At 60.4% G+C, this 26,443-nt stretch carries 24 protein-coding genes and 1 other RNA gene; 13 read left to right on the forward strand and 12 right to left on the reverse strand.

From position 1 onward, the window contains the following. Positions 1-55: 55 nt before the first annotated feature. From GGD46_RS05735 to tkt, 6 genes are all read right to left on the reverse strand, one after another. Positions 56-1,330 (reverse strand): serine hydrolase, encoded by a 1,275-nt coding sequence (locus tag GGD46_RS05735; RefSeq protein ID WP_184702668.1) that lies wholly within the window; start codon positions 1,328-1,330, stop codon positions 56-58. A gap of 239 nt (positions 1,331-1,569) precedes the next feature. Then, entirely contained in the window at positions 1,570-2,769 is a 1,200-nt protein-coding gene (locus GGD46_RS05740) for a phosphoglycerate kinase (protein ID WP_184702670.1), read from the reverse strand. Between the two features lie 73 nt (positions 2,770-2,842). Continuing rightward, on the reverse strand, positions 2,843-4,693 hold the full coding sequence (locus tag GGD46_RS05745; protein WP_184702672.1) for a potassium/proton antiporter: 1,851 nt from the start codon (positions 4,691-4,693) through the stop codon (positions 2,843-2,845). A 320-nt stretch (positions 4,694-5,013) separates the two neighbouring features. Continuing rightward, positions 5,014-5,598 (reverse strand): putative glycolipid-binding domain-containing protein, encoded by a 585-nt coding sequence (locus GGD46_RS05750; protein WP_184702674.1) that lies wholly within the window; start codon positions 5,596-5,598, stop codon positions 5,014-5,016. A gap of 2 nt (positions 5,599-5,600) precedes the next feature. Beyond that, positions 5,601-6,611, reverse strand: a complete 1,011-nt coding sequence (gene gap / locus GGD46_RS05755) for a type I glyceraldehyde-3-phosphate dehydrogenase (RefSeq protein WP_092850606.1) — start codon at positions 6,609-6,611, stop codon at positions 5,601-5,603. 64 nt (positions 6,612-6,675) lie between these two features. Beyond that, on the reverse strand, positions 6,676-8,658 hold the full coding sequence (tkt, locus tag GGD46_RS05760; protein WP_184702676.1) for a transketolase: 1,983 nt from the start codon (positions 8,656-8,658) through the stop codon (positions 6,676-6,678). A 404-nt stretch (positions 8,659-9,062) separates the two neighbouring features. Between tkt and GGD46_RS05765 the strand changes: the two genes are divergently transcribed. The 3 genes from GGD46_RS05765 to ssrS all read left to right on the forward strand — a co-directional run bounded on the left by GGD46_RS05765 (position 9,063) and on the right by ssrS (position 9,988). Continuing rightward, the gene (locus tag GGD46_RS05765; protein WP_184702678.1) at positions 9,063-9,338 is read left to right on the forward strand and encodes a DUF4164 domain-containing protein; all 276 of its coding nucleotides are present in this window, start codon (positions 9,063-9,065) and stop codon (positions 9,336-9,338) included. A gap of 47 nt (positions 9,339-9,385) precedes the next feature. Next, positions 9,386-9,763: a cell division protein ZapA gene (locus tag GGD46_RS05770; protein WP_184702679.1), complete on the forward strand. Its 378-nt coding sequence runs from the start codon at positions 9,386-9,388 to the stop codon at positions 9,761-9,763. 66 nt (positions 9,764-9,829) lie between these two features. Then, positions 9,830-9,988, forward strand: a non-coding RNA gene (ssrS, locus tag GGD46_RS05775) — 6S RNA. A 74-nt stretch (positions 9,989-10,062) separates the two neighbouring features. On the opposite strand, the gene GGD46_RS05780 is transcribed toward ssrS, so the two are convergent. Beyond that, the gene (locus GGD46_RS05780) at positions 10,063-11,862 is read right to left on the reverse strand and encodes a chloride channel protein (protein ID WP_184702681.1); all 1,800 of its coding nucleotides are present in this window, start codon (positions 11,860-11,862) and stop codon (positions 10,063-10,065) included. Between the two features lie 226 nt (positions 11,863-12,088). On the opposite strand from GGD46_RS05780, the gene GGD46_RS05785 reads away from it, so the two are divergent. After that, positions 12,089-12,529 (forward strand): MarR family winged helix-turn-helix transcriptional regulator, encoded by a 441-nt coding sequence (locus tag GGD46_RS05785; RefSeq protein WP_184702684.1) that lies wholly within the window; start codon positions 12,089-12,091, stop codon positions 12,527-12,529. A 48-nt stretch (positions 12,530-12,577) separates the two neighbouring features. On the opposite strand, the gene GGD46_RS05790 is transcribed toward GGD46_RS05785, so the two are convergent. Both GGD46_RS05790 and GGD46_RS05795 read right to left on the reverse strand, forming a co-directional pair. Then, positions 12,578-13,294, reverse strand: a complete 717-nt coding sequence (locus GGD46_RS05790) for an SDR family oxidoreductase (RefSeq protein ID WP_184702686.1) — start codon at positions 13,292-13,294, stop codon at positions 12,578-12,580. A 54-nt stretch (positions 13,295-13,348) separates the two neighbouring features. Next, positions 13,349-14,167, reverse strand: a complete 819-nt coding sequence (locus GGD46_RS05795) for an SDR family NAD(P)-dependent oxidoreductase (protein WP_184702688.1) — start codon at positions 14,165-14,167, stop codon at positions 13,349-13,351. Between the two features lie 100 nt (positions 14,168-14,267). On the opposite strand from GGD46_RS05795, the gene GGD46_RS05800 reads away from it, so the two are divergent. Beyond that, positions 14,268-15,131 (forward strand): helix-turn-helix transcriptional regulator, encoded by an 864-nt coding sequence (locus GGD46_RS05800; protein ID WP_184702690.1) that lies wholly within the window; start codon positions 14,268-14,270, stop codon positions 15,129-15,131. 30 nt (positions 15,132-15,161) lie between these two features. Here the strand turns inward: GGD46_RS05800 and GGD46_RS05805 are convergent, their stop codons facing one another. Beyond that, positions 15,162-15,485: a helix-turn-helix transcriptional regulator gene (locus tag GGD46_RS05805; protein WP_184702692.1), complete on the reverse strand. Its 324-nt coding sequence runs from the start codon at positions 15,483-15,485 to the stop codon at positions 15,162-15,164. 73 nt (positions 15,486-15,558) lie between these two features. Between GGD46_RS05805 and GGD46_RS05810 the strand changes: the two genes are divergently transcribed. From GGD46_RS05810 to GGD46_RS05845, 8 genes are all read left to right on the forward strand, one after another. Further along, complete coding sequence (locus GGD46_RS05810; protein WP_184702694.1) at positions 15,559-16,041, forward strand: SRPBCC domain-containing protein; 483 nt, start codon at positions 15,559-15,561, stop codon at positions 16,039-16,041. A 679-nt stretch (positions 16,042-16,720) separates the two neighbouring features. After that, positions 16,721-19,291 (forward strand): bifunctional lysylphosphatidylglycerol flippase/synthetase MprF, encoded by a 2,571-nt coding sequence (mprF, locus tag GGD46_RS05815; protein ID WP_246806231.1) that lies wholly within the window; start codon positions 16,721-16,723, stop codon positions 19,289-19,291. Continuing rightward, positions 19,288-20,685 carry a virulence factor gene (locus GGD46_RS05820; protein ID WP_184702699.1) on the forward strand — a complete coding sequence of 466 codons (1,398 nt, stop codon included), beginning with the start codon at positions 19,288-19,290 and terminating at the stop codon, positions 20,683-20,685. The genes mprF and GGD46_RS05820 overlap by 4 nt, the downstream gene beginning before the upstream one ends. Positions 20,686-21,014: 329 nt before the next feature. After that, entirely contained in the window at positions 21,015-21,689 is a 675-nt protein-coding gene (locus tag GGD46_RS05825) for an HAD family hydrolase (protein ID WP_184702701.1), read from the forward strand. Positions 21,690-21,793: 104 nt separating this feature from the next. After that, a complete protein-coding gene (locus tag GGD46_RS05830; RefSeq protein WP_184702703.1) occupies positions 21,794-22,381 on the forward strand; it encodes a 5-formyltetrahydrofolate cyclo-ligase in 588 nt (195 codons plus the stop codon). A 3-nt stretch (positions 22,382-22,384) separates the two neighbouring features. Further along, the gene (locus GGD46_RS05835; protein WP_184702706.1) at positions 22,385-23,209 is read left to right on the forward strand and encodes a YmdB family metallophosphoesterase; all 825 of its coding nucleotides are present in this window, start codon (positions 22,385-22,387) and stop codon (positions 23,207-23,209) included. Between the two features lie 151 nt (positions 23,210-23,360). Then, on the forward strand, positions 23,361-23,912 hold the full coding sequence (locus GGD46_RS05840) for a hypothetical protein (protein WP_184702708.1): 552 nt from the start codon (positions 23,361-23,363) through the stop codon (positions 23,910-23,912). A 114-nt stretch (positions 23,913-24,026) separates the two neighbouring features. Next, positions 24,027-24,773, forward strand: coding sequence for a YebC/PmpR family DNA-binding transcriptional regulator (locus tag GGD46_RS05845; protein WP_184702710.1), 747 nt, complete (start codon positions 24,027-24,029; stop codon positions 24,771-24,773). 54 nt (positions 24,774-24,827) lie between these two features. Here GGD46_RS05845 and GGD46_RS05850 read toward each other — a convergent pair whose 3' ends face one another. Further along, a complete protein-coding gene (locus tag GGD46_RS05850) occupies positions 24,828-25,628 on the reverse strand; it encodes an anti-sigma factor family protein (protein ID WP_184702712.1) in 801 nt (266 codons plus the stop codon). Further along, positions 25,625-26,380: a sigma-70 family RNA polymerase sigma factor gene (locus tag GGD46_RS05855; RefSeq protein WP_184703225.1), complete on the reverse strand. Its 756-nt coding sequence runs from the start codon at positions 26,378-26,380 to the stop codon at positions 25,625-25,627. The genes GGD46_RS05850 and GGD46_RS05855 overlap by 4 nt, the downstream gene beginning before the upstream one ends. Between the last annotated feature and the right edge of the window lie 63 nt (positions 26,381-26,443).

Here is a 26,443-nt window from a genome sequence, read left to right on the forward strand (position 1 = left end):
TCGCTGAGCCGGGAAGCGCGAACTTGTGCCCATGACAAGTTCGCCGGCGTCCCTCTCAATTGCCCTGAAACTGTTTCAGCACGCTCGACCAGAGTTCGACCAGTTCGGCGCTGCCCACATCGTTCGGCTTTGCACGCACAGCAGTGTGGACGAGGACGAGATGTGTCGTCGGATCGACGAGAATGCGCTGACCTGCCCGGCCATCGAGGAAGAATGTTCGGCGCGGGCCGGGCATAAGCCAGGTTTGATAGCCGTAGCCCCATGGGTTGGTCTCGTGATTGACCGCGAGGAAGGAGCCCTGCTTGACCGGCTGCGTCGCATCCAGCAGCCATTGACGCGGTATGATCTGACGACCGTTCAGTGCGCCATCATGGGCGAGCAGCAGAGCAAAGCGGGCATAGTCGCGAAGTGTCGCGCTGAAGCAGCAGTAGCCGACTTCCTGGCCCGTGCTGTCGACCTGCCAGTTGGCGCTGGCTTCCGCGCCCATCGGCTGCCATATCCGGGTCTGGAGGTAGTCCGACATCGTCATATGGGTGGCGCGGGTCAGGACCAGGCTCAGCCCTTCGGTGTCGAGATTGCTGTAGTGCCAAACCGTGTCGGGAGGCGCGACCCGCTTGTTGAAACGCGATACGGCGGTAATGGGATCGAGCTTTTCCGAGCCAAGCAATGAATTGCTGAGCCGGACGTTATCGTCGGGATTGCCGAAGTTTTCGGTGAAAGCAATGCCGGAGGCCATGTGCAGCAACGCGTGTATCGGCGTGCTGCCCATTTCGGTGTTCTTCAATTCCGGCACATAGGTCTGCACGGTATCGTCGACGGAGTGGATGGTGCCTTCGGAAATGGCAATTCCGATCATCATGCCGGTCAAGGTTTTTGCCATGGATTGCGAGACAAGGCGGTCGCGATCGGTACGGCCGTATTGGTAGTGTTCGAACAGGATCGTATCGTTATGTGCGATCAGCAGTCCCGTCGTGGGATTGGTGTCGAGATACTTCGCCAAAGAGGCGGCTTCCTTGCCGAACGTGAACTTGACAGAAATCTCGGCTGCAGCCCGTAACAACGGCAATGGGCGTTCGGCTGGAGCGATCGTGTGCGTCGGCGCCAGTTGATCGGCGTGGCTGAAGTTGCCGATCATGTTTTGTTGCCTGCCCATTGGTGGGCTTAGTGACGGGCCGGTGGGATAACCGAGTTTCTCACCATAAGCTTCGGCGTCCGGTCCGGTCGGGGAAAAGACGGGGTTGGCCGGCTGCATCTGCTGGGCATGCGCAGCATCTATTTGAAAAACCATCACCACGGCAAGAACAGCAACAAGACTGCGCCAGGCAAACATACGGCAACCCCTCAATTAAGCCCCTCTATAAATAGGCGGGACAAGCTAGTGCCGCGCTTTCGTGACATCTGTTTGACATGATTGCTTTTCGACGCTGCAGCAAGCCATCATTTCATTGCCTGGACTATGCCTTCGCCCAGTCATGGACGTCGGGTTACCGGATGTCTATTAGCTGAAAGCAAAAAGCCGCGAAAGGTTTAGCTTTCGCGGCTTTTGTTGTTCATGAGGAGGCGGCTCGATTACTTGCCCTGCAGAACCGCGACGCCCGGAAGAACCTTGCCTTCCATCCATTCGAGGAAGGCGCCGCCTGCCGTGGAGACATAGGTGAAGTCGTCGGTGACGCCGGCATGGTTGAGCGCGGATACGGTGTCGCCGCCGCCCGCGACCGACGTCAGCTTGCCGGCCTTGGTGCATTCGGCGGCATACTTGGCAACGGCAACCGTCGCGGTATCGAAAGGCGTGATCTCGAAGGCGCCTAGCGGGCCGTTCCAGACCAGCGTGGTGGCGCGGCCGATCCAGTTGTTGATCGCTTCGACCGACTTCGGACCGACATCGAGTACCATCGCATCAGCCGGGATGGCTTCGATGGCAACGACTTCGTTTGCGGCGCCGGCCTTGAATTCGCGTGCGATGACGCCGTCCTCAGGCAGCACGATGGCGCAGCCGGCGGTGGCGGCTTCGATCATGATCTGCTTGGCCGTGTCGGCGAGATCATGCTCGCAGAGCGACTTGCCGACGTTGGTGCCGCGGGCGGCGAGGAAGGTATTGGCCATGCCGCCACCGATCACCAGTGCGTCGACCTTCTTCACGAGGTTCATCAGAAGGTCGATCTTCGTGGAAACCTTGGCGCCGCCGACGATTGCGACGACCGGGCGAACCGGATTTCCGAGGCCCTTTTCCAGAGCTTCAAGCTCGGCCTGCATCGTGCGGCCTGCATAGGCCGGCAGCAATTGAGCGAGACCCTCGGTCGAGGAATGGGCGCGGTGGGCAGCGGAGAAGGCGTCGTTGACATAGATATCGCCATTGGCGGCGAGCGCCTTGGTGAAGGCCGCGTCGTTCTTCTCTTCTTCCTTGTGGAAACGGGTGTTTTCCAGCAGCAGGATGTCGCCATTGTTCATCTTGGCGACGGCGTCTGCGGCCGGGGCGCCGATGCAATCGGAGGCGAAAAGAACGGCGTGGTCCAGAACTTCCTCGACGGCCGGCACGATCAGACCGAGGGAAAGGTCCGGCGAGGGGCCATCCTTCGGGCGGCCGAAATGGGCGAGCAGGATGACCTTGGCACCCTTCTGCGACAATTCGAGAATAGTCGGCGCGACGCGCTCGATGCGGGTCGCATCGGTGACTTTGCCATCCTTGACCGGCACGTTGAGGTCGACGCGCACGAGCACGCGCTTGCCGGTGATGTCGTTGAGATTGTCAAGGGTTTTGAAGGCTGCCATGGGGAGGATCCAATATTGTTGGTGGCGTGAAGCGGGCAGACCATACTACGGATGACCGGAGACGCAAGGACATTCAGCTGTCGTTTTTGCCCGCATTTGAATCGTTTGAAACGGCCTCTGCCGGGCGTTCCCGACGCTTTTGCAGGTAGGTTCGGACGCTCTTAAAAATATCGTGGAAATTGACGAAGATCGGCAAGAGCACAGGCGGTTCGACCGCTTCCAGGGACATGCCGACGGACTGGATGTGGTCGTTCTCGTCGAGATCGCGGACGATGAGGATGATCTCGCCCAGGCGAATGCGATCCGCATAATCGGCCTTGCCGCCCAGGCGGTGACGCATGAGCTCGGCGATGGTGAGGCCCTTTTCCTGTTCGCTGAGCAGCCCCGGTCCGTAGGCGGCGTCGAGATCCGCGGCGGGGCGCAGCGGCGAGATCGAGAAGGCGCCGAAGAATTCCGCGTCGTCCGGATCGACAGGTGCGCGGCTGGCAAAGATGCGGTCGAGCAGGCGCGAATAGTTGGGTGAGACGAAGAGATAGACGACGTCGTTCTCGCGCAGGCGGCCGGCATATTGATAACGCATCGACTTGCCGTCGCGGACGACGAGCGAGGGCATGGCCCAACGTGGGATGCGCTCGCCGCGCAGAACCGGGCTGTCCTTGACGACGCGGTAGGTGAGCAGCTCGTGATTGACCGTGCCCGGCAGATCGACTTCGACCTTGTCGATCGCGCCCATGCGTGGCGGGACGATGAGGCCCAGGCGCCGTGCCATCGGCTTGATCGTCCAACCCTGCACGAGCAGCGACACCAGCACGACGATGAAGGCGACGTTGAAATAGGTCTGTCCCGACTGGAGATTGCCGAGGATCGGCATGATGGCAAGCAGGATGGAGACCGCTCCGCGCAGGCCGACCCAGGCGACGAAGCCGGTCTCGCGCTGGGTGTAGTCGAAGGGCAGCAGGCAGAGCCAGACGGCGATCGGACGGGCGATGAAGATCAAGAACAGCGCGAGCGCCACGGCGGGGATGGCGATAGCGGGAAACTGCGATGGCGTGGCGAGCAGACCGAGGACGAGGAACATGATGATCTGCGCCAGCCAGGTCATGCCATCCTGGAAGCGCTTGATTGATGCGGAGGCCGGCATTTTGCGGTTGCCGGCGTAAATGCCGGCGACGTAGACGGCCAGGAAGCCGCTGCCGCCGACGGCGCCGGTAAAGGAGAAAACGAGGAGCGCCAGCGCCAGCACGAAGATCGGCGTCAGGCCGCGGTCGGTTTCGAGACGGCTGACGATGAGGACGATCATCATGCCGCCGATAAGGCCGAGGATGACGCCGAGGCCCATCTGCTTGATGAAGGTCGCCAGCATGGCGATATTGATGCCCGCATAGCCTTCGCCGCTTGCGAGAAGCTCCACCAGGGCGAGCGTCAGGAAGATCGCCATCGGGTCGTTGGTGCCGGATTCGACTTCCAGCGTCGAGCGCACCTTGTCGCGGATATTGATGCCGCCGATGCGCAGCAGGAAGAAGACGGCGGCCGCGTCCGTCGAGGCGACGATGGAGCCGAGCAGCAGGCCCTGCAGCCAAGTGAAGCCGAGGAGCCAGGTGGAGGCAAGGCCGAACAGCGCAGCCGTCACGATGACGCCGACGGAGGCAATGGTCAGCGCCGGTGCGGCGGCAAGCTTGAAGGCCTGGATCGGCGTGCCGTAGCCTGAATCGAAGAGGATGATGGCAAGCGCGAGGGAGCCGAGAATATAGGCGAGATAATTGTTGGAGAATTCGATGCCGAGCCCATCCGTGCCGGCGGCAAGGCCGATCATCAGGAAGAGCAGCAGCAGGGGGGCGCCGAAGCGAAAGGCAATGAGGCTGGAGAAGGCCGCAATGAGAATGAGGACCGTGCTGATCAGCACGATGACGTAAAATGCCTCCACCTTATCTTTCCCTTTCCGTGCGCCACAACTGGGGCCAAAAAAGCCCGGAATGTTGGAAATCTCTCCAGTTTCCATCATGCCGCCGTGCCAGGTCGATTGGCAAACACGGAAATCGCTCGGAGGAGAGTTTGCGAACCGAAACCCGTCTCCGATGACTGTAACGTCATGGTGTGATGCGCTTTGCCAGAACAGCAAAGCGGCTTTGAACGCCCTGGGGACCTCTCTCTCGAAATTTACTGGTAAATCTGGACCATAGCAGGGCAGCATTCGAAAAATCGAAATGTTTTTAAGATGATGCGGGGATCTGCCTTCGTGGCCGATCAGAGGTGGACGCGTCTGAAATAGATTGGATAGTCGATGACGAGACCATCCGCGTCGACGGGCAGATCGACGGTAAAATCCCTGTCTTCCGCGGCGTAGCGATAGAGCGCTTCCGGGACGATGCAGGTGTAGTTCTGGTGATCGCGCACGGGTTCGAAACGATCGTATGGGATATAGAGCATGGAGAGCTTCGCCGTGCCGTCCTGCGGTGCAAGCTCGAGCCGACGGATCGGCAGGCTGTTGGTGAAGGGCGAGCCATAGAGGTCGATGTCAATACAGCCGTCGAACTGCGGCAAGGCTTTGCCGTCTTCGGTGCGCCAGTGACCCTGGCCGTCAGAGATCAAGGCAAGGCGGCGGCCATCGGTGGTTTCAACGGAGAAGGAGAGGACCGCCCAGCCGGCGGTGCAATCGATGCGGTAGGAGACGCCATAGGGCGTGCCGCCACGGCCGCCAATAATAATGCCGGCGGCACGGATGGCCGCGCCGCCGGCATTGTCGATAGGGGCAATCGTCAGGTGCTCCAGCCCGTCTCCTTCCATCGGACGCCAGCGAACTGTCGTCGGAAGGAGCGGGAGGAAGGCCATGATCAGATCAGCTTTGCGAAGGCAACAGCCGTGTCGGACATACGGCTGGAGAAGCCCCACTCGTTGTCGTACCAGGAAAGGACGCGCACGAAGTTGCCTTCCATGACCTTGGTCTGGTCGGTCGCGAAGATCGACGAGTGGCTGTCATGGTTGAAGTCGCGGGAAACCAGCGGCTCGTCGGTGTAGCCGAGGATGCCCTTCAGCTTGCCGTTCGATGCAGCCTTGATGGCTTCGTTGATTTCGCCAACCGTCGTTGCCTTCTTGGATACGAACTTGAAGTCGACAACCGAGACGTTCGGCGTGGGAACGCGGATCGACGTGCCGTCGAGCTTGCCCTTCAGGTGCGGTAGCACGAGACCAACGGCCTTTGCGGCGCCCGTCGAGGTTGGGATCATGGACAGGGCTGCGGCGCGGGCGCGGTACAGATCCTTGTGCATGGTGTCAAGCGTCGGCTGGTCACCGGTGTAGGAGTGGATGGTTGTCATGAAGCCGTGGTCGATGCCGACGGCGTCATCGAGAACCTTCACGACCGGCACCAGGCAGTTCGTGGTGCAGGAAGCGTTGGAGATGACCAGGTGCTCCTTGGTGAGCTGGTCGTGGTTGACGCCGAAAACGACCGTCAGGTCGGCGCCGTCGGCAGGAGCCGAAACGATGACGCGCTTGGCGCCGGCCGTCAGGTGAGCTGCGGCCTTGTCGCGGGCGGTGAAGATGCCCGTGCATTCCATCGCGATGTCGACGCCGAGATCGCGGTGCGGCAGGGTTGCTGGGTCCTTGATCGCGGTGACCTTGATCGGCTTGCCGCCGCCAACGATGATCGTGTCGCCTTCGACCTTCACTTCGGCAGGGAACTTGCCGTGGATGGAGTCGTAACGCAGCAGATGTGCGTTGGTTTCGACCGGGCCGAGGTCGTTGATGGCAACGACTTCGATGTCGGTGCGACCGGACTCGACGATTGCACGCAGGACGTTACGGCCGATGCGGCCAAAACCGTTGATGGCTACTTTTACAGTCATTGAAATTCACTCCCGTTCACTCAGGGTGTCTGTCTATTGGATTTGAGAGCGCTTGTCAGCGCCCTCAGGAGAGCTTTGCTTCAGCTGCGGCGACAACAGCTTCGGTGGTGATGCCGAAGTGCTTGTAGACGTCCTTATAAGGAGCCGAAGCGCCGAAGCCCTTCATGCCGATAAAGGCGCCTTCCGGTCCGATGAAGGCATCCCATCCTTCGCGAACGCCGGCTTCGACGGCAACCTTGACCGGCGAATTGCCGATGACGTCCCTGCGGTAGGCTTCCGGCTGCTCGAAGAAGAGTTCGGTGCAGGGAACGGAAACGACGCGCGTGGAGACGCCCTTGCCTTCGAGAGCCGTGCGAGCCGCGACGGCAAGCTCGACTTCGGAGCCTGAAGCGAAAATCGTCACCTTGGCATCGGCATTGCCGGCCAGCGTGTAGGCGCCCTGTTCGCAGAGGTTCTTCTCGCTGTATTCCGTACGAGCAGCCAGCAGGTTCTGACGGGTCAGGGCAAGGCCGGACGGACGGTTGGTCGTCTTGATGGCGATCTGCCAGCATTCGGCCGTTTCCGTGGCGTCTGCCGGGCGGAACAGCTGGAAGTTCGGGATGGCGCGCAGGCTGGCGACCTGCTCGACCGGCTGGTGGGTCGGGCCGTCTTCGCCGACGCCGATGGAATCATGCGTCAGGACGTGGATGGCGCGGATGCCCATCAGGGCGGCGAGACGGAGCGGCGGACGGCAATAATCCGAGAAAATCAGGAAGCCGCCGCTATAGGGGATGAGACCGCCATGCAGTGAAATGCCGTTCATGGCGGCAGCCATGCCGTGTTCGCGGATACCCCAGTGCATGTAACGGCCGGAGAAATCGGTCGGGGTGATCGACTTCATCTGGCTGGTCTTGGTGTTGTTCGACGGCGTCAGGTCGGCGGAGCCGCCGATCGTTTCCGGAATGAAGCCGTTGATGACTTCGAGCGCATCTTCCGATGCCTTTCGGGTTGCGACCGTCGGCTTGGTTTCAGCGAGCTTCTTCTTGTAGTCGCTGATGGCGGCGTCGAAGCCGGCGGGCAGCTTGTGGTCGAAGCGACGCGTGAACTCGGCCTTCTTGGCGGCGTCGGCTGCGGCAAGGCGGCCTTCCCACGCTTCGCGGGTGCCGATGGAGCGTTCGCCGGCGGCGCGCCATTCACCGAGAATGTCGGTCGGGATGACGAAGGGCTCGTAGGGCCAGTTCAGTGCGACGCGGGTCGCGGCGATTTCCTCGGCGCCGAGCGGCGATCCGTGAACCTTGTGCGTGCCCTGCTTGTTCGGAGCGCCGAAGCCGATGATCGTCTTGCAGGCGATGAGCGTCGGACGGTCGGACTTGTGAGCGGCTTCGATGGCGGCGCTGATGGCGGCCTGGTCGTGACCGTCGACTTCAATGGTGTTCCAGTGAACAGCCTTGAAGCGCATGATCTGGTCGGTCGAATCCGAGAGCGAGACGGCGCCGTCGATGGTGATGGAGTTGTTGTCCCAGAACAGGATCAGCTTGTTGAGCTTGAGGTGGCCGGCAAGCGCGATGGCTTCATGGCTGATGCCTTCCATTAGGCAGCCGTCGCCGCACATGGCGTAGGTATAGTGATCCTGAAGCTCTGAACCGAATTCCTCACGCAGCTTGCGTTCGGCGATCGCCATGCCGACGGCATTGGCAATGCCCTGGCCGAGCGGGCCGGTGGTGGTTTCGATGCCGGTGGCGTGGCCATATTCCGGATGGCCTGCGGTCTTGGAGCCGAGCTGGCGGAAGCGCGTCAGCTCTTCGACCGTCATGTCCGGATAGCCGGTGAGGTAGAGAACCGAGTAAAGCAGCATCGAGCCGTGGCCAGCCGACAGGACGAAACGGTCGCGGTCCGGCCAATGGGGGTTCTTCGGATCGAAGCGCAGATATTTGCTAAAGAGAACGGTGGCAACATCGGCCATCCCCATTGGCAAACCGGGGTGACCGGAATTGGCCTTCTCGACAGCATCCATGGCAAGGAAACGGATTGCATTTGCCATCCGGTCGTGTTGTTCGCGAGAGTTCATGGGTTTTTCCGCAGTGTTCCGGGTTCTCGGGGGATGGCCACACGCTTGGGAGGGAGGGCCATCGGTTGAAAGGCGGACTAAGGGGAGACGCTCTTCCGAACGCCATTTCCAACGTCGCCTCAGGCGGCTGAGACATAGCAGTTGGGACGAGCAAGTCAACAAATCGAGGGGGTATTCAGGGCAGGGTGCGGCAATTTTTTGACATTTGCCCGTTCACTTTTACAAAAGACGACAATCATGCGACAAGGCCTATGCGGTCGGCAAAGGCGGCATTCATCCACAGAATAGGGTGCCTGTCGCATGACGGCCTTTATTGACGTGCAGTCGCCGAGTTGAATATTGTTGCGAAATCAGACAAGTGGCCGGATGTTTTGATTCGGGCCTTGCGCGGAGTATCGAAGGCCATGACACCTTCAGGCAAAACGGTGGACGCAGCGCTCGCCCAGTTGCGCCAGGCGCTTTCCACTTTGGAAAACGCGGTTGACGGGCGGTTCGAGCGCGAGCGTGCGCACAGCGACATAGAAGGCGAGGTTCGCCGGGTTCATGCCGATCGCTCGCGCTTGGCTCAGGAGCTCGATCAGGCCGAGTTTCGTGCGAACCGGCTCGAGGAAGTCAATCGTGAGGTGTCGCGCCGGCTTGTTACGGCGATGGAAACCATAAGAGCCGTGCTGGACCGCTGATCCCTCGGGAGGCAGCCGTCGCGGCACGGCAATGATCGGAAAGTCGAATGGCACAAGTAACGGTAACGATCGACGGCAAAGCCTACCGGATGGCCTGCGAAGAGGGCCAGGAAGATCATCTGACCGATCTCGCCACTCGTTTCGACCGATATGTGCTGCACTTGAAGAGCCAGTTCGGGGAGATTGGCGACCTGCGCCTCACCGTCATGGCCGGCATCATGATCACCGACGAGGTGTCGGAATTGACGCGTCGCGTTTCTGCGCTGGAGACCGAGCTGGAGGGCTTGCGCAGCAATCGCGATACGACCATGGCCGCCAATGCGCGCGCCGAGGAGACGCTCGCAAGCGTCATCGATGAGGTGACGATGCGCATTCAGGGCATCACCGAGAAGCTGATCGCCCGGCCAAACGCCGAACAGGCCTGAGTTTATTTCTGCGGATGCGCACCGGGGCCCTCTGGTGCGATAACGCGATCCGCTCTATATAGGTCGTGCGGTCTGCGCTTCCCGACAGGAACCACAATCCCTGGGGCCATACTCGATCCAAAGGGAGCTGTCCCTGACCAGGCCCGTGGGCCTGGACATATGGCGCCCACCTACGTTTGTAGGCACCCAGGATCGTAAACATCCATCGGTCGTCGTGGATCGCTCTTCAACTTTTCCCCGATAAGGCAAGGAAGGCGCCGCGCAGTTCTTCTGCCACGCTGACGCCACTCCTCCTCCCCTTAACTTTTCGAGCCCAGATAGACGCCCCGTTCCAGTTCGGCCCGGTTGGTCGCGCTGCGCAGCCGCAGCAGGTCCTTGCGGGCGATCAGGCCGACAAGCCGACCGGTCTGCGCCTCGACGACGGGGACGCGACCCGTATCGGCGTGGATCATGATGTCGGCAACGCGGCCGACCGTGTCCTCGAGATGGGCAACGGGAATGGCCGTGTCGGAGATCACGTCGTAAAGCGTTTGATCCATCAGATCCGGTTCACTCTGCCACCGCAGGGCGTCGGCGCGCGAGATCATGCCGACCAGGCGATCATTGCTTTCGACAACAGGATAGAAGCGATGCGCATCCAGCCGCTCCGTCATATGCGTCAGAGCTTCGGATAGACGCATGGAGGCGGGCAGGGTATCCACCTTGGCGATCATGATATCGGCGGCGCGAGTGAGTTCGAACGGATCGATGCCGTATTCGCGGGTGATGTGCTGACCGCGCCGGGCGATCTTCTCGGTAAGGATGGAGCGGCGCAGCAGCAGCACGGTTACGGCATAGGCCGCTACCGTGGCGGCAAGCAGAGGCACCAGCGCGCCCATGTCTCCGGTCAGTTCCGTGGCAAAGAAGGTGCCGGTCAGCGGAGCGCGCATGGTGCCGCCCATCATTGCCGCCATGCCGAGCAGCGCCCAGAAGCCGGGATCGCCGGGTAGTGCGAGCCCGACGAGCCAGCCGAGCGCGCCGCCGAGAATGAGGAGCGGTGCGAGTACGCCGCCCGACGTGCCGGAGGAAAGGGCGACCAGCCAGATTCCCGCCTTGACCAGCAGGATCGCCAGCACAGCGGCCGTGGCGATGTGGTTGTTCAGGAGGTCGGCGATGATATCGTAGCCGACACCGAGTGCGCGAGGCTCGATCAATCCACCAAGGCCGACGACGAGGCCGCCGAGGGCCGGCCACCACATCCAATGGATCGGCAGCTTTTCGAAGGCGTCTTCGATCTTGTAGAGCAGGGTGGTCAGCAGGCCGGATTGCAGGCCCGACACGATGCCGAGGCCGGCGGCGAGCAGAATTCCCCACCAGGACAGCGTCATATCGAAATGCGCAGGAAACAGCGCGCCACTGCCGATCAGGAGTGGGCGCCAGACGACCGAGACGCAGGCTGCGACGGCAACGGGGATGAAGCTGCGCGGCTTCCATTCGAACAATAGCAGTTCGACGGCGAGCATGACCGCTGCGATCGGCGTGCCGAATACGGCAGTCATGCCGGCTGCGGCGCCGGCGACGAGCAGGGTCTTGCGCTCGGCGGCGCTCAGATGAAAGAGTTGGGCAAAGAGCGAACCGATTGCGCCGCCCGTCATGATGATCGGGCCTTCGGCACCGAAAGGACCGCCCGAGCCGATCGAGATCGCCGATGACAGCGGCTTCAGCACCGCCACTTTCGGCGACATGCGGCTGCCGCCGATCAGGATGGCCTCGATGGCCTCCGGAATGCCGTGCCCGCGGATTTTCTCCGATCCGTAGCGCGCCATGAAGCCGATGACGAGGCCGCCAATGATGGGTGCCGCCACCATCCAGGGCGAGCGTGCCACGGCGGTGAAGGACAGTGGCTCCGTGCTGATCTTGAATAGCCAGACGGCATTGCTGACGAGTGCGATCAACTTGATCAGCGCCCATGCCGCGAAAGCGCCGCCGGTGCCGACCACCAGCGCCATGGAGATCAACAGCAGCACGCGCTTGTCGGTGGTGAAATCGCCATTGTCTTTCCGGGACGCTCCGCCGGAGAAATCATGCCTGTTACTTTGTAGGGTGGGGGTGTCCTGCATTGCCGACCTTCTGTGCCAGAGCGTTTCCGCCTTTCTTCGAGCCGCGAAAATGCTCCATCTCCTTGTTTTTACGCATTCCGGACGGAAAACCGCTTCGCACTTTTCCCGGAATTGCTCTAAGCGTGCGCGCCTGTCAGTCGATTGCATTTTGGCGCGAGATGGCAATTATATCGTAATGCGATATAAATCAACAAAGATTGCCGGCTGCGGCAAAGAGGACGATGTGATGGTGCGGAATTCGGATGAAACCTTGTCGCAGGCGGATTACGAGGCGTTGGCCACGCTACGCTACACCCTGCGCAAATTCACGGATTTCAGCACGTCAGCAGCGCAAGAGGCGGGGTTGCCGCCGCAGCAGCACCAAGCGCTTCTGGCCATCAAGGGCAACCGTGCCAGCGAGCCGATGACGATCGGCGCATTGGCGGAGAAGCTGTTGATTGCTCCCCACACTGCTACGGAGTTGGTCGGGCGATTGATCGATGGCGAATATGTTACACGCCAGCCCGACCCTGCGGATAAGCGCCGCCAGACCCTGCACTTGACGGAAAAGTCCGACAAGGTTCTGCAGCAGCTCAGCTCGATCCATCTGGTCGAAATTCGCGACATGGCGCCGAAGCTGATCGAAATTCTCACGCAGCTTCAGGCGGGTGTTCGGGCTGAAAGCTGAGGAACGCCATCGCCGTTACGGCCGGCGATGGCGCTGAGGTTACTGAGGTTATTGACCTAGACGAATGCCGCCGTCGCAGATCAGCGTGTGGCCGCTGGTAAATCCGTTGCCGATCAGAAAGGCGATGGCGTCGGCAACTTCCTGCGGTCTGCCGACGCGGCCGACGGGTGTTCGTGCAGCAAAGGCGGTAAGGGTCGGTTCCTTTTGATCCGCCCCCAGAAAATCCCACCAGGGCGTGTCGACGACACCGGGCGAAATGCAGTTCACCCGGATCGGCTTGAGTTCGACCGCGAGTATCGGTGCCAGCGCAGCGATGGCCGCGTTGATAGCGCCTAATCCAGCCGTCCCGGGCATGGCGGCTTGCGCGGATACTGCGGAGACGAAGGTGATGCTGCCCTGCTTCGACAGATAGGGCAGGCAGGCCTGTGCACAGGCGAAATGCGCCAGCGTCTTCTGCTCAAAGCCTTTCCTGACATCGGCAAGATCAACCGCGGTGAACGGGCCGGCGCCGTTGCCGCCGCCCAGTGCCAGGACGAGATGGTCGAGCGGGCCGATTGCTCGGAAGGCGGCGGGAAGAGCGGCGAGGTCGGCGGCGTCCATGACTATCGCGGCGATATCGCCATCCAGGCTCTGCGCCGCCGCCTGCAGCTTTGCCGCATCGCGGCCCGTGATCGTCACCCGATGTCCTTTCTCGAGAAGATGGGCAGCGGTCGCAAGGCCGATACCGGACGAGCCACCGATAATGACAGTATGTTGAGACGACATGAGTCTCTCCTTTCTATTGGCTAGGGAGTTTGCGAGTGGGTAGATGTTGAGGGTTCATGCGAGGGCGGTGAGGCTTTGGCTGAGTGCTTGCAGTTTGCGGCGCGCAGCCGCGTCATAGGCCTGGGCATTGGCGCGCGAAGGGCGCAATCCGTCGAAATTGAGACCGGTGCGTCGGTCCAAAGCGTCGCTCGTTGCCAGGTTCAGGATGGCGTCGGCGCCTTGCTCGACGCTGCTTAGCGGCGCAACGCCGGCCAGCCGCACCATCGTCGTATCCATATAGGTCGCCGGGTGAAGGCAATTGACGGTCACGCCTGTGCCCATCAATTCCTCGGCAAGGTCGAAGGTGAAGATGATTTGCGCCAGCTTGCTCTGGCAATAGGCACGTACACCGCTGTAGCCGCGTATCAGCATGACGTCGGCGAAATCGATTGCCTGCTGGCCGGCGGAGGCCACGTTGACGATGCGGGCGGGGGCACTCGCTCTCAAGAGCGGCAACAACCGATGCGTCAGAAGAAATCCGGCCAGGTAGTTGACGGCAAAACGTAGCTCGTGCCCGTCACGGCTTATCTTGCGTCCCGCATCGTTGCCTCCCGTGCCGATCCCGGCATTGTTGATCAGGATATCGAGGCGATCGTGATCGCGTTCGATCGTATCGGCCAATGTCCGGACCTCATCCAGCGAGGCGAAGTCCGCGGGATAGAAGACTGCTTTTCCGCCAGCATCGCGGATGCCCGAAACCAGAGCCTCGGCCCGCGCCGTATTGCGGCCATGCACCAGTACGAGGGCTCCCGCTGCCGCCAGCTTTTCCGCGACCCGGCGGCCGACGCCATCGGTCGAACCGGTCACGAGGATTGTCTTGCCGCTCATCTTCATCGGCACTGTCTCCATCTTGTCGGTAACCGATATTTGGCAGCTTGCGGAGACGGCAAACAGTTCTCACTTTATCCTAGTATTGATCCTGCTATGATAAGCGATGACCATCAATCCGAGCCAAACGATCATCGAGGCCAGACGTCGCGAGTTCGGCGCCTTCCTTCGTTCCAGACGCGAAAAGCTGATGCCGGCCGACGTTGGTCTTCCCGAAGGGTTTCGGCGTCGAACGCCTGGGCTGCGGCGCGAGGAGGTCGCGCTCCTGGCCGGTGTCGGCACCACTTGGTATACATGGCTGGAGCAGGGCAGGGATGTGCGCGCATCCGCGGAGGTCCTATCGGCGCTCGCGGACGCATTGCGGCTTGACCCGGCCGAGCGGCGCCATCTTTTTACGCTCAGCGATCGACCCTCCGCAGATCTGCCCTTGCATGGGCCGGAGGATGTGCCGGGCGCGCTACAGCGCATGCTTGTCAGCCTTGCCGGTCAGCCGGCCTATGTTCTAGGCCGACGCTGGGATGTGCTGGCCTGGAATGCAGCTGCTGTCGCACTTTTCGGAGATTATGGTCTGCTGGAGGGGGATGCGCGCAACAGCGTCCATCGGGTGTTCACAGACCCCGCCCATCGGAAGCTTCTCGTTGATTGGGAAAGCGTGGCGGCGAATTCGCTCGCAATGTTCCGTGCCGATAGCGCCCGTTACGCCGGCGATCCCGATTTTGAACGCTTGATTGCCACTCTGACGCGGGCAAGTCCCGAGTTCCGCGCATGGTGGCCGAGGCAGGATGTTTTGCGGCCTCTTGCTGGCCACAAGCGGTTGCGCCATCCCGAAGGCGGGATGATGACATTCGAATATACCGCGCTTGCGGTTATGGATCGACCCGATATGAAGCTGGTGGTCTATACGCCGCTCGACGAGGATGGGACGAGCGTCAGGCTGAAAGAGCTGCTGCGCCGGCACAGCGCCACGTAGTTTTCATTCCAAGCGGTTGCGTCCTGCTTCTTAGCTCTCCAGATCGCTCTTCAACTGATCGAGAATGGTGAGGGCGTGGCCGGCGTAGGCACTGATCCAGCGGTCGTGAATCTGCTTGATCGGCAGGCTGTTCAAATGGTTCCAGCGCTCGCGCCCGTCTTTCCTGGCGATGACGAGATCCGCTTCCTCAAGAACCTTCAGGTGCTGCATGACGGTGCAGCGGTCCATATCCGGAAAGGCCTCGCAGAGCGTACCTGTCGTGCGCGGTGCATCCTTCAGCATGTCCAGAATCTCGCGCCGCCGCCGATGGGCGAGGGCCTTGAAAATGAGGTCGCTATCCGATTCGTTTGACATGTTATGTTTTTATAACATAATGCGGCCATTCGCAATGGAGCGATGGTGGCAAACTGACAACGGAGGAGATGTCATGACATTGAATGTTCGGATTTCGGGACGGATCGGCCGCAAGGTCGATGAGGTCTTCGATGCTGTCGTCAATCCCAAGAAGCTCTCGAGCTACTTCACCACCATCGGCGGTGCGAGCGGGCCGCTGGTGGCCGGCACGACAGTCATCTGGTGGAAGAATACGCCTGTGGAGGTCAATGAAGTGGAAGACGGCAAGCGTATCGTCCTCCACTGGGAAGGCGGCAATGGAGATGATGGCATCCGCTACAAAACCAGGGTCGAGATGACGTTCGATGCTCTGGATGATGGTGGTACGCTCGTCATCATCGAAGAATCCGGCTGGCGTGACGACGAAGCCGGCCGCCGCGGCACCTACCTGAATTGCGAGGGATGGACCCAGATGCTTTGCTGCATGAAGGCCTTCGTCGAATATGGCATCAACCTGCGCGAAGGCTTCTTCCGCAGCGAGATGCGCGGCGAACCGGCTGAGGCGCCGGATCGCTAAAGCGCCTTAATATTATGAAAAATGCCCCTCGACTCATCCGTGCGGTCATACGCGGATGAGTCGATTTATGTCTGCCATCGTATTTCCAATCGCAGATTGCGGGGTTTCATCGAGCGAATAGTGAAGTTATCTATTCAGCGTTGTGACGTATTCTGGGAGATCGCGCAAAACTTGGCTTTGTCCGCCTTTCTCTCCACGCGCAAGCCGCCTTCGAAAGGCGCATTGGGGCAGGTGACCGGACAGGCAATTCCTGATAGGGAGCTGCGCCCAAGGCGAGATATCAAGGTTGCTTTTGTGCAACGAGAGCATGTGCAAAAGCTGGCGGAGTGAGAGAATCCCTCAAATAACGACAGATTCATCGCTGGTGAAACCTAGCCTGCGCCAAAATTGCCTAAATTTAGAATGATGGGGGCTCGCATCAAAACGGGCCTATGAAAGAAATGCAGGACTGTAACATAAAGACATACTGTCGGTGTTACTGAGGATCCAAACAATCAGGGCCGACCTGGAACCGGATGAATTTATGTCGATTCGACCCGAAATCATCCGGTTCCGGAATCAAATTAGATAGAGCGTGATGTTGTCCGAAAACCGCTTGCACTTTTCGGCATCACGCTCCAGGTCAACAAGCGGGTAGAGCATGTCGAGTTCAATCGATCTGGAAAATGCCGATGAGGAAATGGAAGAGCGTGGCGGTATTGTCGGTTTCCTCAATCGCAACCGCACGCTGATCGTCGCCGTCCTCACCGTTGCAGTCTTCTGCATAGCCGCCTACGCGATCTATGATCTGACCAACGAAGTCCGCTACGACGACGTCGTGCATGCCCTGACCACGACGAAGATCTCCTCGGTGCTCCTGGCGCTGCTTTTCACGGGGCTGAGCTTCGCCTCCTTGATCGTCTACGATCAGAACGCACTCGACTATATCGGCAAGAAGTTGCCCTTGCCGCACGTGGCACTCACCTCGTTCAGCGCTTATGCCGTGGGCAATACCGCCGGCTTCGGCGCGCTCAGCGCCGGTGCGATCCGCTATCGCGCCTATGCCCGGATGGGCCTGTCGCCCGACGACATCACCCGTGTCATCGCATTCGTTACGCTTGCCTTCGGCCTTGGCCTGGCCGCCGTCGGCGCGATCGCGCTGCTTGTCATCGCCGATGAGATCGGGCCACTGATCAGCGTCAGCGGCCTTTGGCTGCGTCTCGTTGCCGGCGCTATTCTCGCGGCGCTTGCCTTCGTCGTCTTTGCAGGACGCAATGGCCGCGAAATTCGGCTCGGCCCCGTTGCCGTGCGTCTGCCGGATTCGCGCACCTGGTCGCGGCAGTTCCTGGTCACCGCATTCGACATCGCCGCCTCGGCTTCCGTGCTCTACGTGCTGCTGCCGGATACCTCGATCGGCTGGCCGGGCTTCTTCGCTATTTATGCCATCGCCGTCGGTCTCGGCGTCCTCAGCCACGTTCCGGCCGGCTTCGGCGTTTTCGAGACGATCATCATCGCCTGGCTCGGCAGCTCGGTGAACGAAGATGCGGTGCTGAGTTCGCTGGTTCTCTATCGCGTCATCTACAACGTCATTCCGCTCGTCATCGCGATTGCCGCGATCTCGTTGGCGGAACTTCGCCGCTTCGTCGATCATCCCGCCGCATCGAGCATGCGCCGTGTCGGCGGCCGCCTGATGCCGCAATTGCTGTCAGCCTTTGCGCTGCTGCTCGGCATGATGTTGATCTTTTCGAGCGTGACGCCGACGCCCGACCAGAACCTGATCGTCCTGTCCGACTATCTGCCCCTGCCTGTCGTCGAAAGCGCGCATTTCTTTTCCAGCCTTCTCGGGCTGACCATCGTCGTTGCCGCACGCGGTCTCGGGCAGCGGCTCGACGGCGCATGGTGGGTATCGATTTTCTCGGCGGCATTCGCCCTTTTGCTGTCGCTGCTGAAGGCCATCGCCGTTGTCGAAGCCGGCTTGCTGGCTTTCTTCATCTTCAGTCTCGTCGTCAGCCGCCGGCTCTTCAACCGGCCGGCATCGCTTTTGAGCCAGACGCTCACGGCCGGATGGCTGACAGCTATCGCGGTGATCTGCATCGGTGCCGTCGTGGTGCTCTTTTTCGTCTATCGCGATGTCGGATATAGCAACCAGCTCTGGTGGCAATTCGAATTCGCCGATGAAGCGCCGCGCGGGCTGCGCGCCGCGCTCGGCATTTCCATTCTGTCGTCAGCGATCGCGATCTTCAGCTTGCTGCGCCCGGCCGCGAAGCGGCTCGAGCCGGTCACGGGCGATGTGGTGGCGCGGGCGGTCGAGATCGTCCGCAGACAGGGCATTGCCGACGCCAATCTCGTGCGTATGGGCGACAAGAACATCATGTTCTCGGAAAAGGGCGATGCCTTCATCATGTATGGCAAGCAAGGCCGCTCCTGGATCGCGCTCTTCGATCCCGTCGGCCCGCGTCACGCACTCCCCGACCTCATCTGGCGCTTTGTCGAAACGGCCCGCGCTGCCGGCTGCCGTTCCGTTTTCTATCAGATCTCGCCGGCACTGCTTTCCTATTGCGCGGACGCTGGTTTGCGCGCCTTCAAACTCGGCGAACTGGCGGTGGTCAATCTGTCGAATTTCGAACTGAAAGGCGGCAAATGGGCCAATCTCCGGCAGACGGCAAGCCGCGCAGTTCGCGACGGACTAGAATTTGCCGTTATCCAGCCCCAAGATATAGCGGAGGTGATGGACGATCTGGCCCATGTTTCCGACACATGGCTGGCCGATCACAATGCCAAGGAAAAAGGCTTTTCGCTGGGCGCGTTCGATCCGGACTATGTGAGATCACAGCCGGTAGGCATATTGAAGAAGGATGGGAAGATCGTCGCTTTTGCGAATATTCTGATGACGGAGACCAAGGAAGAAGGATCCGTCGACCTGATGCGCTTTTCGCCCGATGCCCCGAAAGGTTCGATGGATTTCCTGTTCGTTCAGGTCCTCGAATACCTCAAGGGCGAGGGCTTTCATCGTTTCAACCTCGGCATGGCGCCGCTATCGGGCATGTCGAGGCGGGAATCGGCACCCGTTTGGGATAGGGTCGGGGGAACGGTGTTCGAACACGGTGAGCGCTTCTACAACTTCAAAGGGCTTCGTGCCTTCAAATCAAAGTTTCATCCCGAATGGCAGCCGCGCTATCTGGCTGTTTCGGGCGGTGTGAGTCCGATAATCGCGTTGATGGATGCTACATTCCTCATCGGGGGCGGACTTAAGGGGGTCGTGAGGAAATGATTTTGAAATACGCAATGTCATTGGCTTTCGGTTGCATGTTGTCGGCGGGCCTGCTGGTGTCGGGTCAGGCACGAGCGGAAGCCGACGATACCAAATACGATCTGGGCATGATCCCGTCGCCGCATATCATGCGCCCACAAGGCAAGGTCTCGAATGAAGTCGTCCTGATTTCCGATCTTGCCGGCTGGGGCGACAAGGAGAAGGCCGTTGCCGACAAGCTCGTCGCCAATGGCTCGCTCGTCATCGGTATCGACTATCCGTCCTTTCTGACGTCGCTCAACAATTACGACGTCAAGAAGAACGACGGCTGCATCTACATCGTCGCGGACCTGGAATCGCTGAGCCAGCAGGTGCAACGCTCCTTTGCCGACAGCACTTATCAATCACCGATCATCGCCGGCGTCGGTGCCGGTGGCGCGATGGCGCTGACGATCGCGGCCCAGACCCCGGATGCTACGGTCGCAGGCACGCTTGCCGTTGACCCGGCAGCCGGTATCGCCCTGAAGCAGGAGTTGTGCACGCCGGCCGAGAAGAAGACCGATGGCGACATGGTGTCCTTCGGCCTGCAGGAAGGCGCGCTGCCGGATCCGATCGTGGTGAGCTTCACGGCGAATGCACCGAAAGATGGCCGTGACCATGTTACAGACATCCAGAAGGACCATCCCGAGGTCCAGACCACGGATTCGAGCAATACCGACACCTATGCCACGCTTGAGGCTTCGCTCGTCGACCTGATCAAGTCGATCGACGACGCCAAGTCGCCGCTCGGCCTGCCGCTCGACATCATGGAAGCGACGCCGACCGAGGATACGCTTGCCATCGTCTATTCCGGCGATGGCGGCTGGCGCGACATCGACAAGGAAGTTGGCAGCTATCTGCAGGATCAGGGCATTCCGGTGGTGGGCGTCGATTCCCTGCATTATTTCTGGACAGAGCGGGATCCGCAGCAGACGGCCAATGACCTCGCCCGGATCATCGATTTCTACACCAAGCGCTTCAAGGTCAAGCATGTGGTGCTGGTCGGCTACTCCTTCGGCGCCGACGTGCTGCCGGCGAGCTATAATCGCCTGCCGCAAGCGGCAAAGGACAAGATCGTGCAGATGTCGCTGCTGTCGCTCTCACAGAGGGTTGACTATGTGATTTCGGTCATGGGTTGGCTCGGCGCATCGAGCGAAGGCAAGGGCGGAGATCCGATCAAGGACCTCAAGTCGATCAATCCGAAAATGGTCCAGTGCGTCTATGGCAAGGACGATGACGAAGATGTCGCGTGCCCGTTGCTCAAGGACACCGGCGCCGAAATCATCGCCATGAGCGGCGGCCACCACTTCGACGATGATTATGAGGCTTTGTCCAACCATATCATCAACGGTCTGAAGAGCCGTCTCGGCGAATGACAGATCGATGCGGGCGGCTGATTTGCGCAGCCGCTCGCATCGATATTCTCCCATAATGCGGGCACTTCCTTCCGATATGGAGGCAGTCGAACGCGGCGAGCGGACCTTTCCGGGGTTTGCCGCCCAGCAATCATTTGCTTCTTGCTACGGCTGCGGTTAGTCGGAAGAAGTACCTATCGCGAGCAGTGCGGCTGGCGCCGTCATTCGCTTTCACGCCTCAAGCATTTCCGCTTCAAACGCTGTCGCGGGAATGCTCTGTTTTTTGTCGTTACGCAATTCCAGCAAACCGCTGCGCATTTTTGCTGGAATTGCTCTAGAAAGGGCCTGCCTTGTCCGCCGCACAGTCTTCCGCCTTCGCCAAATCCTATTCCGGCTTCCTGTTCGACATGGATGGCACGATCATCAATTCGATCGCCGCTGCCGAACGCGTCTGGGGCAATTGGGCCCGCAGCAAGGGTCTCGATGTCGAGAAGTTCATGCCGACCATGCATGGCAAGCGCGGCGTCGACACGATCGGCCAATTGAACCTGCCCGGAGTCGATCCGGTTGCCGAGTCGAACCTGATCATGGAAGCGGAAATTGCCGACATCGAGGGCGTGGTCGCGCTGCCCGGCGCTATCGATTTTCTTGCATCCCTGCCGCCGGAGCGCTGGGCGATCGTGACGTCCTCCCCATATCGTCTGGCGATGGCCCGCCTTGATGCCGCAGGCATCCCTGTGCCGCGCTTCATCGTGACTGCAGAGGATGTCAAGGTCGGCAAGCCAGATCCGCAGGGCTATATCCTCGGGGCGCAACGCCTTGGTCTGCGCACCTCGGATTGCCTGGTGTTCGAGGATGTGATGGCGGGTATCAAGGCCGGCGAGGCAGCCGGCGCGGATGTGCTTGTCATTACCGCGACGCACTCCCATCCCGTGGAAACCGATCACTCGACGCTGCTGAACTATGAAAATGTTCGTGCGCATGTCGACGGCAACGGCAAGATGTCTCTTGTCCGTAACGGCTGATATGCCGGATAGGCCATGCGATTGCCGCATGTCGCTTTCGCGCATTGCATTGGGTGGCCGGCTCATTATGTTTTCGTGATATCATAGATTTTTGCGAAGATCCGATGACCCCGAAAGAGCTGAAAGCCCAATATCGCAACGAGCGTCTGGCGGCGCGGGACGCCATCCCGGCCGACGAGCGCATCGAAAAGGCGTTGGCCATGGCTACCCATGGCGGCGATGCGATCGACATCGAGCCCGGCACGGTCGTTTCCGGCTTTCTGCCGATCCGCTCGGAGGCAGACATAAGGCCATTGATGGCACACTTCAGGGCGCGGGGCGCGCGGCTCTGCGTGCCCATTATTCTCGATAAAAGCACGATCGTCTTTCGCGAGCTCGTGCCGGGTGCGCCGCTCGTCCCTTGCGGATTCGGCACGTCCGGACCCGGCCCCGAGGCGGCGGTGCTTGACCCAAGGGTCATGCTGATACCGCTTTCGGCCTTCGACAAAACCGGCCACCGCATCGGCTACGGAGCCGGCTATTACGACCGCGCGATCACCCGCCTGCATGAAAAAGGCCTGAATCCGCGCCTCATCGGCATTGCATTTGATTGCCAAGAAGTGCCATCAGTACCGGCTGAGCCGCATGATGTCCGTCTTGACGCGATTTTGACCGAGAGCGGACTCAATTTCGTTTCGGAAGCGATTGGATAGCGAATGCGGCTGCTTTTTCTGGGTGACATGGTCGGGAAAACCGGACGGACTGCGGTATGGGACCGCCTTCCGGGACTCGTCTCCGATCTGAGACTCGACTTCGTCATCGTCAACGGCGAGAATGCCGCCGGCGGCTTCGGCATCACCGAGGATATCTTTCTCGAAACGATCAATGCCGGCGCCGATGTCGTGACGACAGGCAACCATGTCTGGGACCAGAAGGAAGCCGTGGTTTTTAGCGAGCGGCACGACCAGTTCCTGCGCCCCGCCAACTATCCGGCCGGCACCCCGGGCCGTGGGTCCGGGCTTTATTATGCCCGCAACGGCGCGCGCGTTCTCGTGGCCAATATCATGGGCCGCGTCTTCATGCATCCCGAGCTGGATGATCCCTTCAAGGCGGCAGAAGCCATTCTCGATGCCTGCCCGCTGAAGGAACAGGCAGACGCCATCATCTTCGATTTCCATGCGGAAGCAACGAGCGAAAAGCAGTGTTTCGGGCATTTCGTCGATGGTCGCGCAAGCTTTGTCGTCGGCACACATACGCATGTGCCGACGGCCGATGCACAGATCTTGAATGGCGGCACGGCCTATATGTCGGATGCCGGCATGTGCGGCGACTACGATTCCTCGCTCGGCATGGAAAAGGAAGAGCCGCTCAACCGGTTCATTTCAAAGATGCCGAAGGGACGGTTCGAAGCGGCTTCCGGGCCTGCGACCATCTGCGGCGTCGGCGTCGAGATTTCCGACGCAACGGGATTGGCCGAAAAGATCGCGCCGCTGCGGCTCGGCCCGCGGCTTGCGGAGACCATTCCGGAGTTCTGGCGTTAGCTGTCCGGATTTCGTCGCTGAACCGACGTCAATCAGGCGGTTCGGCGACAACTCGGACGAGCCTGAGCAATTTTTGCCGGGAAATGTGTTTCGCCGTCTTTGCAACTTCCACTCGTCATGATTGATTGCGCTGTACCGTTGGGGGAAGCGCATGAATCGGGTTCTTTTGACTGCCATCATAGCCGCGACACTATCGGGCTGCGTGTCTCCTAATCCGGTCAGCACGACATCCGATGGCTACCGCATACAAAAATTCAGTCAGGGAACGGTTTCTGTTGGCAAAAGCGCCAATCTGTTGGCCGCCGGTAATTGGAGCGTGTCATGCCAGACCGATGCAATGACCGGCAAACGCAATTGCAGCATTACCTCCCTGGCGGGGGCTTTGTTCATTGACTACGGTAGTTCACCAAAACCCCAACGCGTCTGTGCCTTGTTGCATGATGCGCCGGGGATGACGGCGTTGATCAGGGTTGATAGCCATCCGGCGGTTGCTACGGACACACAGGGTTGCGTTTCGGCAAGCCGGATCATTCACCAGATGAGAAGCGGCAGCACTTTCCTGGCGCGCGTTGGCGCCATCAATGACTGGTCGCCCGATCTACGATCCGTAATCAAGGACTCACGCGCGTCGCTCGAAGGATTGAACAAGGCCATGGAAACCGTTGCGGATATCCAGGCGGGAAGGCTTGCCGTCAAACCATAGGAATGGCGGCGGAAGGCTTCTTGCAGCCGCCGTTACCCGGCTTTTTACTTGAATGAAGGCCGCTTCGCTCTTATAAGGCAGCCATTCCCAACAAAAGACGTGAACAGGGGTGCCATGGCTGGCCATTCACAGTTTAAAAACATCATGCACCGTAAGGGTCGTCAGGACTCGGTGCGTTCGAAAATGTTCTCGAAGCTGGCGCGCGAAATTACGGTCGCTGCCAAATCGGGCCTGCCCGACCCGACCATGAACGCAAGCCTGCGTCTGGCGATTCAGAACGCCAAGGCGCAGTCGATGCCGAAGGACAATATCGATCGCGCCATCAAAAAGGCGTCCGGCGCCGACACCGAGAATTACGATGCGATCCGCTATGAGGGTTATGGTCCAGGCGGCACGGCGATCATCGTCGAGGCGCTGACCGACAACCGCAACCGCACGGCTTCCAATGTCCGCTCGATCTTCACCAAGGCCGGCGGTGCGCTTGGTGAAACCGGTTCGGTATCCTTCTCCTTCGATCACGTCGGCGAGATCACCTACAAGGCGACTGTTGGCGATGCCGACAAGGTGATGGAAGCGGCGATCGAAGCTGGCGCTGACGATGTCGAAAGCGACGAAGAAGGTCATTGGATCATCTGCGCGTTCGAATCTCTCGGTGAAGTCGCCAAGGCGCTCGAAGCGACGCTCGGCGAAGCCGAAACGGTCAAGGCGATCTGGCGCGCGCAGAACAATGTGCCGGTCGATGAAGAAAAGGCTGTGTCGCTGATGAAGCTCATCGACAGCCTCGAAGACGACGACGACGTTCAGAATGTCTATTCGAACTTCGAAGTCTCGGAAGAAGTTCTGGCCAAGCTCTCGGCCTGATCCATCGAGATCCATCAAAAAGCCGGCTGCAGCGATGCGGCCGGCTTTTGTGCGTCATGGGTTTGTTGCGCGGATGAAATCGTCGCGGAACGTGGCAAGATCGGCGGCGGCGACATCGGAGACGGCCCAGAAGACTAGCCCGTCCGCATGCCATTCGACGAAATTGTAGCCGTCCTTCTCGGCATTGCTGCGAGTTTCCGAGGTGGCGGGCCAGATGAAGAGATTGATGACATGACCGTGCCGGCGATAGATCAACGCTGCGACTACCCGGCCGTCGAGGTAGTCCACCCTGCCGCCAACGAGAGGGAAACCCTGTGTCGCCAGATCGACCACGGGCGGCGAGAAATCGATCTTGCCGTTGAACCATGGCTTGACAGTGTGCTGGTCGGAGGTCAGCACGTCGGTCAGATGATCAGCCAGCATCGAGCGCACATGGCTTGAAAGAAGCTGATCCTCGATCGTCTGGCTCTGCTGCGGCACGTTCAGCACCAGCATAAGGCTCGCGGCCAGAACACCTAGAGACGGCACGAAGCTCCATTCGCGAACCAACCGCCAAGCGCGCCGCCATGGGCTTTCCGTGTTGATCACCGCCGCCGCGCGCTTCGTCATCGCCTGTTCCAGCGAAAGTGCGGCCTGAACGCGGGCATGGACGGTGTCCGGTGCTTGCCATTTCACACCCTCGCGTGCGGAAAGACGCTTGACCATCATGGCGTTCTCCATCTCCCCGGCACATTCGGCGCACGTCGCCAGATGGGCCTCGAAACGCGCTGCGTTGGTTGCGTCCAATTCCCCGTCGATGAAGCCGTGCAGCAGGTCCGCCCATTCGCTGTGATCATCGTGCTTTCTGCTGCTCATTGCGCCGCCCCCTTTTCTTCAAGGGTGCGCCATGCTTCGCCGAAATCGCGGCGGGCGCGGGCGAGGCGCGACATGACGGTGCCGATCGGCGCATCGATGATGTCGGCAATCTCTTTATAGGAAAGATCCTCGAGTTCGCGCAGAACCAGAACCTCGCGCATGGCATCAGGCAACATGTTGATGACCGCGCGCACCCGCTGTGTTTCCGATTTGCGGATGAAGGCGGCTTCCGGCGTATCCTCCTCCGAGGCCGGATCGGGGGAGGGCGAGCCTTCGTCCCGATCCCTTTCGTCGGTCATCGGCTGTTCGTAGCGGGTCTTGCGCCGGCCCTCCTGCAGCCAGGCATGGTAGCAATTGCGGACGATGGTGAAGGTCCAGGCGCGGGCATCGCCATCGCGAAAGCCGCCAAAGCCGCGATAGGCGCGCAGATATGCCTCCTGCACGATATCCTGCGCAGCATCGGCATCCCGGCTCAGGAAGCGTGCGAAATTATAGGCGGCGTCCAGATGCGGGATGATGGTGCGCTGGAAGCGGCGCATGGTCTCGTCGGGAGAGGAGATTGCAAGGTGTTGCGACCCGGCATTGGCCGTCGGCTCTGCCACCGCCATGAGGATGGCGTGATGGGCCGGTTTCGGCTGCGCAAAGAAGGCGCGCAGGCGGGCCAGAAGTCGCGCCAGCCGGCGCATCGCGGTCGTTTGCGGCCAGTTCCAAGTCCATGTGTGGAGTTGGCCGCCGAGCGTCATCGAAGTCATCATTCGGGCGTCTGTCATCATGATCCCCGCAAAACGCCGATACCGACTGTAAGCCGTGGATAC

This window comes from Martinezella lusitana, from assembly GCF_014207095.1.
In the GTDB taxonomy this organism is placed as follows: domain Bacteria; phylum Pseudomonadota; class Alphaproteobacteria; order Rhizobiales; family Rhizobiaceae; genus Rhizobium; species Rhizobium lusitanum_B.